11 protein-coding genes and 2 pseudogenes are annotated in these 9,889 nt (G+C 64.6%); 10 read left to right on the forward strand and 3 right to left on the reverse strand.

Going from position 1 to position 9,889, the window contains the following annotated elements:
• Positions 1 to 17 precede the first annotated feature (17 nt).
• From VSX60_RS18510 to VSX60_RS22635, 3 genes and pseudogenes are all read right to left on the reverse strand, one after another.
• Positions 18 to 1,947: pseudogene (locus VSX60_RS18510) on the reverse strand (PAS domain-containing protein).
• Between the two features lie 120 nt (positions 1,948 to 2,067).
• Positions 2,068 to 2,550, reverse strand: a pseudogene (locus VSX60_RS18515) (PAS domain-containing protein); the annotation flags it as partial.
• 434 nt (positions 2,551 to 2,984) lie between these two features.
• Positions 2,985 to 3,179: a DUF6538 domain-containing protein gene (locus tag VSX60_RS22635; RefSeq protein ID WP_442873125.1), complete on the reverse strand. Its 195-nt coding sequence runs from the start codon at positions 3,177 to 3,179 to the stop codon at positions 2,985 to 2,987.
• Positions 3,180 to 3,476: 297 nt separating this feature from the next.
• On the opposite strand from VSX60_RS22635, the gene VSX60_RS18520 reads away from it, so the two are divergent.
• The 10 genes from VSX60_RS18520 to VSX60_RS18565 all read left to right on the forward strand — a co-directional run bounded on the left by VSX60_RS18520 (position 3,477) and on the right by VSX60_RS18565 (position 9,646).
• Entirely contained in the window at positions 3,477 to 3,824 is a 348-nt protein-coding gene (locus tag VSX60_RS18520; RefSeq protein ID WP_327625741.1) for a helix-turn-helix domain-containing protein, read from the forward strand.
• Between the two features lie 50 nt (positions 3,825 to 3,874).
• Positions 3,875 to 4,648, forward strand: coding sequence for an ImmA/IrrE family metallo-endopeptidase (locus VSX60_RS18525; protein WP_327625742.1), 774 nt, complete (start codon positions 3,875 to 3,877; stop codon positions 4,646 to 4,648).
• A 26-nt stretch (positions 4,649 to 4,674) separates the two neighbouring features.
• Complete coding sequence (locus VSX60_RS18530) at positions 4,675 to 4,944, forward strand: DUF5659 domain-containing protein (RefSeq protein ID WP_327625743.1); 270 nt, start codon at positions 4,675 to 4,677, stop codon at positions 4,942 to 4,944.
• Positions 4,937 to 5,158, forward strand: a complete 222-nt coding sequence (locus VSX60_RS18535) for a hypothetical protein (protein ID WP_327625744.1) — start codon at positions 4,937 to 4,939, stop codon at positions 5,156 to 5,158. The genes VSX60_RS18530 and VSX60_RS18535 overlap by 8 nt, the downstream gene beginning before the upstream one ends.
• 135 nt (positions 5,159 to 5,293) lie before the next feature.
• Complete coding sequence (locus VSX60_RS18540) at positions 5,294 to 5,536, forward strand: hypothetical protein (protein WP_327625745.1); 243 nt, start codon at positions 5,294 to 5,296, stop codon at positions 5,534 to 5,536.
• Positions 5,526 to 6,398 (forward strand): DUF7146 domain-containing protein, encoded by an 873-nt coding sequence (locus VSX60_RS18545; protein ID WP_327625746.1) that lies wholly within the window; start codon positions 5,526 to 5,528, stop codon positions 6,396 to 6,398. Before VSX60_RS18540 ends, VSX60_RS18545 begins: the two co-directional genes overlap by 11 nt.
• The gene (locus VSX60_RS18550; protein WP_327625747.1) at positions 6,395 to 8,359 is read left to right on the forward strand and encodes a hypothetical protein; all 1,965 of its coding nucleotides are present in this window, start codon (positions 6,395 to 6,397) and stop codon (positions 8,357 to 8,359) included. The genes VSX60_RS18545 and VSX60_RS18550 overlap by 4 nt, the downstream gene beginning before the upstream one ends.
• The gene (locus VSX60_RS18555; protein WP_327625748.1) at positions 8,356 to 8,862 is read left to right on the forward strand and encodes a hypothetical protein; all 507 of its coding nucleotides are present in this window, start codon (positions 8,356 to 8,358) and stop codon (positions 8,860 to 8,862) included. The genes VSX60_RS18550 and VSX60_RS18555 overlap by 4 nt, the downstream gene beginning before the upstream one ends.
• A complete protein-coding gene (locus VSX60_RS18560; protein ID WP_327625750.1) occupies positions 8,859 to 9,416 on the forward strand; it encodes a hypothetical protein in 558 nt (185 codons plus the stop codon). The genes VSX60_RS18555 and VSX60_RS18560 overlap by 4 nt, the downstream gene beginning before the upstream one ends.
• Positions 9,389 to 9,646, forward strand: coding sequence for an HGGxSTG domain-containing protein (locus VSX60_RS18565; RefSeq protein WP_327625751.1), 258 nt, complete (start codon positions 9,389 to 9,391; stop codon positions 9,644 to 9,646). The genes VSX60_RS18560 and VSX60_RS18565 overlap by 28 nt, the downstream gene beginning before the upstream one ends.
• Positions 9,647 to 9,889: the final 243 nt, after the last annotated feature.

The raw sequence follows: 9,889 nt of genomic DNA on the forward strand, positions 1-9,889 counted from the left end.
ATTGCGCCCTGCGCCATTCAAGTCGGACCTGCAATCATTGACGTGATCCGCTTGGCGAGCGCGGCCATGTCGAACGGTTTCGTCACCACCTGCATGCCCTGATCAAGCTGGCCGTTGCTGAGCACGGCGTTCTCTGCATACCCTGTGACAAAGAGGACTTTGAGTTCAGGTCGGATCTCCCGCGCCGCGTCAGCTACCTGGCGCCCATTCATCCCGTTGGGAAGCCCGACATCCGTAATGAGAAGGTCGATGCGCACGTCGGACCGGAGCACCTTCAGCCCCTGCGGGCCGTCTCCAGCCTCGAGCGCGGTATAGCCGAGGTCCTCCAGCACGTCGACGACCAGCATTCTGACCAGCGGCTCGTCATCGATGACCAGCACCGTCTCGCCGGCGCCGCCACTGTCCGGCGCTTCCTGAGGCGCTGGGACATCGACTGCCGCCTCGGCATGGTGACGGGGCAGCGAGATGCAGACCATGGTGCCTTTATCGACCTCGGAGTGGATCCGGACCTGCCCACCGGACTGGCGGACGAAGCCGTAGATCATCGAGAGCCCCAGCCCTGTGCCGACGCCGATGGGCTTGGTCGTGAAGAATGGATCGAACGCCCTCTCGATCACGTCTGGAGGCATGCCCGTCCCGTCGTCGGACACGCGCATCGTCACATATTGTCCTGGCGGCAGGTCGCGCTCGCGGGCGCTGCGCTCGTCGAGCCACTCGTTGTCCGTCTCGATCTTGATCCTGCCGCCGTCCGGCATGGCGTCGCGGGCGTTGAGACTGAGGTTCAGCAGGGCGTTCTCGAGCTGGGGGGCATCGACCAGGGGGGTCCACAAGCCTGCCTTTGCTACGGACTCAACGTTGATCTGCGGTCCCACCGTTCGCCTGATCAGCTCCTCCATGTCTTGGACAAGACGGTTCACGTCTGTGGGCTTGGGGGCGAGAGTTTGGCGGCGCGAAAAGGCGAGAAGGCGGTGGGTGAGTGCGGCAGCGCGCTTGGCGGCTCCCTGCGCCCCAACCATGTAACGGTCGATGTCGCCGATCCGTCCTTGCGCGATCCGGCTCTGCATCATCTCGAGGCTGCCGGTGATCCCGGCGAGAAGGTTGTTGAAGTCGTGCGCGAGGCCCCCCGTCAACTGGCCGACGGCTTCCATCTTCTGGCTCTGGCGGAGAGCATCCTGCACGATCGCTAGCTCGGTCTCCTTCGCCTTGACGGCGCTGAGATCGCGGCCGATGGCGATGAAGTTTACACCGTCCTCTTCCGGCGCGACGGTCCACTCGATCGGCCTCCAGCCCCCGTCCGCATTCGCGATGCGGTTCTCGAAGCGCGTTGGCCGCTTTGTCTCGCCCATGCGGGCTAGCCCGGCTAGCGTGGGGCCTTCGTCGTCGGGATGCATGAAAGCTGGCATAGGGTCTCTCCAGAAGCTCGGTCTGCGACCAGCCGAGCACGCGCGTCCATGCCGGGCTCACGGCTGTCATCATGCCGCTGAGATCGGCGCGTGCGAGCATGTCCTCCGACAGCGTCCACAGTCGGTCTCGTTCCGCAGTGCGTTCAGCGACGCGTTCCTCGAGCGTTCGGTTCAGGTCGCGCAGGCTCACCTCGCTCTCCTCCAGTGCGCGCTGTGCGAGGACGCGCTCCGTGACGTCGTAACCGCCAACAAAGATGCCGGTAACGTCGCCAGCCTCGTCTCGAACGGGTTGGAAGAGGAGGTCGATGAAGCGGTCGGCGTCGTCACTGCCGATCTGGATCGGCAGCGCGCGTCCCGTGAACGGTTCTCCCGTCGCGTAGACGCGGTCCAGAAGGTCCATGAAGCCCTGCCGTTCCAGCTCTGGGAACACCTCCCGAACGGTGTGCCCGACGAACTCGCGGGGGCCGGACAGCGCCAAGTAGGCATCGTTGACGTACTCGTAACGGTGCTGCGGGCTCGCCAGCACCGCTACGAAGCCAGGCATCTGCTGGAGAAGGAGCCGCTGCCGCCTGTTGATATCGGCTTCCCGACGCTCCGCCAACACCTCACGCGTCGTCTCGATGCAGGCGCAGAACAGTCCGGCCACCGTGCCATTGTCGTCGGGGACCGGCGTATAGGAAAACGCGAAGTGGGCTTCCTCGGGATAGCCGTTGCGATGGAGCGTCAGCTTGAGGTCATCCATGTGCACCGGATCGTTCGCGAAAACACGGTCCATCAGCGCGCCGACCTCGTGGCGCAACTCGGGCCAGACGTCGAAGAAGGGACGGCCAAGCGCGGCGCCCTCCCTCGTGCCCAACATCGGCGCATAGCTCTCGTTGTAGATGAGGGTGCGGTCAGGCCCCCAGGCCACAAACATCGGCTGACGCGAGTTAAGCATGACCCGGACCAGGGTGGCCAGTGACCCGGGCCATGTATCCGGCGTCCCGAGGGATGTCGCCTCCCAGTCGTGGTCCCGGAGCCGCGCTCCCATCTCGCCGCCTGCGAAAAGGAAGGGGACGGGCGCGGGCTGTATTGACGTTTCGTTCAACTGCGAATCCTTTTTTGCACCACGATCGAACTCTCGGACGGGCACCGATTGTCGCGCCATATTATCGAGAAGAAGCGCCCTTGGCAGTCGTGCCCTTGCAGGCTCGCACAACTGAATCGGCCACACCCCGGGTCTTTTCGAAGGGTAGGAGGTGAACCTCTCGGCAGATTTACTTTGTTCGGTGTCGTAACTTTGCCGGCCAAAGGCGGCGGGCAGGGTCTCGTTTTCCTGGATCTGTCTCGAATTAGGCGGACGGTCGGCGAATTCAATCGTCCAACGGGCGCGTCCAAACCTCTCCACAACTGCGGCACAGCGGACCTGTGAACTTGACTGCTATCTGGCCGGCATTCTCGTCTGTCCGGATCTCACGTCGGAAAAGTGGCCGCAGGAGGTTTGCAGCCGCCGCGACGACGAAGTAAGCCAGCCCGTGTTCGAGGACATGAGCCACGTCCAGGCCACGATCGGGGTGATCTTGGAACACTAAGCGTCGGTTCCTACAGCACTGTCTCGAACACCCGTTCTACCTGGAGCCAGACCATGAGCGCCCGGGCGGCTGCCGTTCGGCGCTCGCGTGTCTGCAACGATCTCACGATTTCGGAGCGACCGAATCGCTCCCGCAGATTGTACGGAATCTTCCTGCGAAAGTGGACTCGTGAGCCTTTGAGGCGAAGGTTGGCGGCGCCCGCCATGGTGTCAGCCCTGACGGAGTGGACCAGCCCGGTGGACCCGCTGGGAGTCCCTCGGACGATCGACCGATCAAAGCGGTGCGGAAACAATAGCTTGGGAGAAAATTGGCTGCCCTTTCTGAACCATTATCGAACCATGTGCCTAGCGCCGAACGCGGATTTCCGGCACTTGCTTGAGGAAGTCGGCGAGCTTCGACTCGCCGCCTGATCCGCAATCCACCGATAGTGTTTAGGTATCAGTTGACGATGACCGCCGAATCGTGTGTAAAGTGGTTCGTTAACAGGCAACGGAGAACCGAAATGTCAGGGGAGAAGTTCGGCGAGTTCGTTCGCGGTGCGCGGGAGGCGAAGGACATCGGCCTGCGGGAAATGGCCAAGATGATCGGCGTGAGCCCGACCTACCTATCGAAGGTCGAGCGCGACGAGTTCGCGCCGCCCGCCGAGGACAAGGTGAAAGCGATTGCTCGGGTGCTCGGCTGCGACGTGGACGAATTGCTGGCGCGGGGTGGCAAGGTGGCCTCGGACCTGTCGGACATCATCAAGCGGCATCCTGTCGAACTGGCGGCGCTGCTGCGCACCACCACGGGCCTGACGCCGGACGATATCACCAAGCTCGCCCGCAATGCGCAGCGGGCGAAGGACAAGTGAGCGCCTGATCGGGCGGCGATGGATGAAGATGCAGATGAGGATCGAGACCGATGACCCTGTTCGTTTCCTATGTGTCCGATGAGACGATCGAGAAGGACGCGCAGGCGCTCCTCGCCGAATTCGCCCATACGCGCGGCGTCTTGATCGAAGCGCCGATCCCGATCGACGACATCATCGAGAAACACCTCAAGATCGGACTTGAGTTCGACGACATGCATCGGCGGTTCGGCGTGCCGCGCTCGGGCCTCACACTCGATCCCGACATTCTGGGCGCGATCTATTTCGGTGATAGGCGGGTCGTGATCGACGAAAGCCTCGATCCCGACGCCAATCCCTCGAAGGAAGGCCGCTATCGTTACACGGCGGCGCACGAGGTCGGCCACTGGCGCCTGCATCGCGGGTTGTTCGACAAGGACCCGGCGCAAACCTCGTTCCTCGATGCCGATGCGCCGCCGAGCGTGATTTGCCGGTCGAGCCAGGCCAAAGCGCGGATCGAATTGCAGGCCGACCTCTATGCCTCCTGCGTGTTGATGCCGCGCAAGGTGGTGATGGCGGCATGGGACGACGTCTTCCCCGACCGCAAGCCGCGCGTGCTCAAACCCGCGACGCCGTTCGACCATTCCTTCGTAGAGTTCAATCGCGAAACCTATGTCAGTCCGGCCAGGGTGGAGACGGAAACCGACGATCAGGCGCTTGAGCGGCTCGCGACGCCCTTCGCGAAGAAATTTCTCGTCTCGCCGATCGCCATGCGCATCCGGCTCGAACGGCTCGGACTGCTGCACCGCGCGGTTCCGCTCCAGCGGCTTCTCGCCGATGGTTCGTGAGCCCCTTTTTTTGAGGAAATCGTCAAGTGTCAACTGGACAAACGATATCGCAGGCGACGAAGGGCGCGGATGGCGCCTTCGAGACACGCGATTTCTATCTCGCCTGCTTCCTGCGCTGCACCGGCTACGAACTGGTGAAGCTACGGGCCGAAGGACGGCGCAAGGTGTTCGTGTTTCGGGATCGCGCCGCGCGGCCTGCTGACGTGATGGCCTTCTATGGCGATGCGACCACCGTTCGGCCGCTCGCCTTCGCCGCCACCATCAAGGACATGAAGGGATTGCTGCACAATGGCTGAGAAGCTGACCCATTCCCACGCTCGCGAGGTCGGCGGACCTCAACTTCGCGAAGCGCTCGAACAAATCGGTGAGGTGGTCCTCGATGGTCTGCGCCACGGCCACTTCCGATGCTCCATCACCAGCGGGATCGGCAAGGGCAACCGTCGAGACCTCGTGATCGAGGCGGGTAAGTCGCACAAGTTCACGATCCCTGAGGAAGAATTGCCGCGCTGAAGCGGCGAACAGGCTGGCGATCCCTGGGACGGGGACGCCCGAAGATGCAAATCCCTTTGGGTCCAGAGTCATCGGTGGGAATCCGAGACCAGAGGCCAGGAGCACGGAGCGGGGGAACCGCCCGTGAGGTCTTCGATGAAACGTCTCGACGCATCCAACGACAATGACGCGGGCAAGCAGATCGCCCGCACCCGGCAAGTCTGGCAACCGCGCCTCGGGCGCGATCTCAGCGACGAGGATGCCCGGCATATCACGTACAACGTCACCGGCTTCTTCGGTTTGCTCGCCGAATGGGCGCGGGCGGAACGCCGCGAAGCGGCGAATGACGTCGGCGCGCTCACCGCCGCCAACGACGGCGAGTTGCGCCATGACCGCTGAATCCATCGCCAGGGCGCTCGGCGGGCACCGTGCAGGAGCAACTTGGATGGCGCGTTGCCCGGTGCATGACGATCGGAGCCCGAGCCTGTCGATCAGTTCGGGCAAGAACGGCAAGGTGCTGGTGCGCTGCCACGCCGGCTGCGACCAGCACGACGTGATCGCCGCGCTTCGCGCGATCGGCGCATGGGAAGGCACAAAGCGCCATGTCATGCGGTTCCGATCGCCAATCGCTCGCCGCGTTCCCGAAGAACCCGATTCCGACGCGCTGAGGCGAACCGAGGCGGCGCTGGCGATCTGGCAGGCGACGCGATCGGCCGAGGGAACGCCGGTCGAAACCTATCTCCGCTCGCGCGGCCTGATCCTTTCGATCCCGGCCAGGCTTCGCTTTCACGCCGGCTTGAAGCACGCTTCGGCCGGCGTCTGGCCCGCGATGGTTGCGCTGGTGACACACGGCGACACTGGATCACCGATTGCCGTTCACCGAACCTTTCTTGCCCGCGACGGCAAAGGCAAGGCGCCGGTCGATCCGGCGAAGATGATGCTCGGGCTATGTCGTGGCGGCGTGGTCCGCCTCGCTGAGGCCGGCGACGTTCTGATGGTCGGCGAAGGGATCGAGACCTGTCTTGCGGCCATGCAGGCGACCGGACATCCCGCCTGGGCGGCGCTGTCCACCTCGGGCCTTCGGTCGCTCGATCTGCCGCGTGATGTTCAAGACGTTGTCGTGCTCGCCGATGGCGACGATCCCGGCGAAGCGGCGGCGCGGGATTGCGCCCGACGCTGGCGCCGCGAGGGACGGCGCGTGCGCATCGCCCGTCCGCCGCAAGGCATGGATTTCAACGATTTGCTGGAGGGCGGGCGATGATCGAGGATGATTTCGTCAATCCCGCAAATCCGATTGCCGACGCCATCGACGCGGCCGAGGTCATTGCCGATCCGCTCGAAGGTCTTGCGACGCGAACCGCCGCCGATCCCGGTGCGCCGTTCCTGCCCGATGCGCTGGAAGCGCTGGCCGCCCTGAAGGCGGACAACCGCGCCGCCTTCGAGACGCTCCGCTCGCAACTAAAGAAAGCCGGGTGCCGGGTGACGGCGCTCGACGAGGCCATCGCCGAGGAGCACGGGACACCGGGCGGGCGCGGACCGACGCAAGCCGATATCCTGATCGAACTGGCTGAAGGCGCCGCACCATTCCACACGCCGGACGGCGCCGGCTTCGTCGACCTCGACATCAACGGCCATCGCGAAACCTGGGCGATCCGCACCAAGGGCTTTCGCCGCTGGCTCGCCCGCCGCTTCTTCGAGGAGACGGGCGGCGCGCCGAGTTCGGAAGCGCTGCAATCGGCGCTGAACGTGATCGAGGCAAAGGCGCATTTCGACGGACCGGAACGGCTGGTCCATATCCGCGTCGGCGAGCTTGATGATCGGCTCTATCTCGACCTTGGGGACGAGACATGGCGGGCGGTGGAGATCGACGCCACCGGCTGGCGCGTCATCGACAATCCGCCCGTTCGCTTTCGCCGCGCGTCGGGCATGAAGCCGATGCCGATCCCGGTGCGCGGCGGATCGATCACGACGCTGCGCTCGTTCCTCAACGTGCAGACCGACGCCGATTTCGTGCTGGTGGTCGCCTGGGCGCTCGCGTCCCTGCGCAATCGCGGTCCCTATCCGGTGATCGTGCTGTCGGGCGAACAGGGTTCGGCGAAGTCGACCTTCTCAGGCGTCCTGCGGGCGCTGCTCGACCCCAACACCGCGCCGCTTCGGGCCTTGCCGCGCGAGGATCGCGATCTGTTCATCGCCGCCAGCAACGGTCATGTGCTCGCCTTCGACAATGTATCGGGTCTGCCAGCCTGGATATCGGACACGCTCTGCCGTCTCGCGACGGGCGGCGGGTTCGCGGTGCGCCAGCTCTATTCCGATCAGGATGAAGTGCTGTTCGACGCCACCCGTCCGGTGATCCTGAACGGGATCGAGGATATCGTCACGCGGCCTGATCTGGCCGATCGCGCCGTGTTCCTCACCTTGGAGCCGATCCCCGAGGAACGCCGCCGCCCGGAACAGGAGTTGTGGGCAGCATTCGAAGCCGAACGCCCGCGCATATTGGGCGTGCTGCTCGATGCGGTGGGGAAGGGCCTGGCCGAGTTGCCGCGCACGCGACTCGACAAGCTGCCACGCATGGCGGATTTCGCGCTGTGGGCGACCGCCTGCGAAACCGCGCTCTGGTCTTCGGGTACATTCTGGTCGGCCTATTGCGGCAATCGCGAGGAGGCGGTGGAAGGCGTCATCGACGCCGATCCGATCGCTTCCACCGTGCGGGCTTTGGTGCAGGCGCGGACGGAGTGGACGGGAACCGCCTCGGACCTTCTGGGCGCCCTTGCCGAAATGGCGGGCGAGCGCGTCGCGAAGGCAAAGACCTGGCCCGACAGCCCTCGGGCGCTGGCGGGTCGTTTGCGCCGGGCGGCGACGTTCCTGCGCAAGATCGGCATCGATATCGGTTTCGAGCGCGAGGGCCGAGCACGGACGCGGATCATCCGCATCACGACCACCGGGCAATCGCCAACACCAGAAAACCGAGGGCCGCAAGCGTCCGCATCGTCCGCGCCGTCCGCCAATTCGACGAAAGCCAATCCCAGCAATGGCTTCGCAACCCAAGGCTTGCGGACGGTCGGCGATCATGCGGCCGGTTCAAGGCGCGACGATGGTTCGACCGTCCGCGCCAACCCCTTGATATCCAACACCGAGGACGATGCGGACGGTGCGGACGCAAAGCACCCGCCCCAATCCGGACCGGAAAAAGCGGAGACTGACGGCTGGAGGGCGCGGCTATGAGCGCCGCCCAAGCCCTGAAGGCTGCGCGCGCGGCCGGGATTGAGATCGCTCTCGATGGCGATGCGCTCGTGCTAGCGGCGCCCACCGCGCCGCCGCCAGCGGTGCTCGATCTGCTGGCGTATCACAAGGCCGGGATCGTCGCGCTCTTGCGTCCCGGCGATGACGGCTGGTCGGCCGAGGATTGGCGCGCCTTCTACGACGAGCGGGCGGGCATCGCCGAGTTCGATGGTGGGCTGCTGCGCGACCATGCCGAAGCGAACGCTTTTGCCTGCTGCATCGCCGAATGGCTGAACCGCAACCCTGTGCGATCACCGCCGGGCCATTGCCTTCGCTGTGGCGGACCCGAGCAGCCTCACGATCCTTTGCTGCCCTTCGGGACCGAGGCCACCGGCCACCCTTGGCTGCATCACCGCTGCTGGAGCGCATGGAACGCGCGCCGAAAGAACAAGGCTGCCGCCGCGCTGGCGGCAATTGGAATCCGCGAAAGGAGCATCCACCCATGACAAAGAAGAAACCCGTCAAGGGAAATCAGCCGACGACCGTCGTCGTCGATGATCCCGACGATATGAAGGGCGCACTGAAACACATCGGCGGGTCGCAGTCGGATCACTGGAACAATATCCTCGCAAATCAGGCTGTACAGGCGCTTTGGATGAAAAATTCCGACGCCGAGACGCGCGATCGACAGTTGAGTGCCACCGTTTCGGCGCTGATCGGTATCGGGCCAAAGGACGAACTGGAAGGCATGATGGCGGCACAACTGATCGCCGCCCACAACGCGGCAATGGAATGCTACCGGCGCGCAATGATAGTCGAACAGACCTACGAGGGCCGGCGCGAGAACCTCAACCAGGCCAACAAGCTGTCGCGCACCTATGCGGCGCTGCTCGAAGCCCTCAACCGTCATCGCGGCAAGGGCCAGCAGAAGGTCACGGTCGAGCATGTTCACGTCCATGCGGGCGGACAGGCTGTGGTCGGAACGGTCGAGCGACCGGGGGGGGGATCAGAGGGAAACGGAGGAACAACCCCATGCAAAGCAGATTGCCCATGCACCTGAGCCCGCGCTGCGAAGTCCTGACGCGGGCAGGGACGCCGTGCCAGTCACCCGCGATGGTGAACGGACGCTGCCGGATGCACGGCGGCAAGGCGCCGGGAGCACCGAAGGGAAATAGGAATGCGGTTACGCACGGCCGCTTCGCCGCTGAGGCCGTCGCCGAGCGGCGGGTGTTCGCAGCGCTCCTGCGTGACATGAAGGGCCTGATCGAACAGGCGGACGGCGACGAATAAGCCCTTGGCCCGGCGGGGGCGGGCCGGTTAGTTTCACTTTCCGGCGCGTTTCGAATGCGGGCGGTGGGAGCGCCGGCTTTCGCCTTCGGCAGGGATGCGAACCGGGTCCGCAATTCGGGTTCGCGGGGGGGATGTCCCGAAGTTTGTTGAACTTCGTTGAGCGGCGATGCCGGGTTGAACGTTACGCGGCCCTCGAAGCAGGGGCAACGAACTTTTCTGCATTTCGGCGCTGATGGGCAATGA

This window comes from Aurantimonas sp. A3-2-R12 (assembly GCF_036016755.1).
Taxonomy (GTDB): domain Bacteria; phylum Pseudomonadota; class Alphaproteobacteria; order Rhizobiales; family Rhizobiaceae; genus Aurantimonas; species Aurantimonas coralicida_A.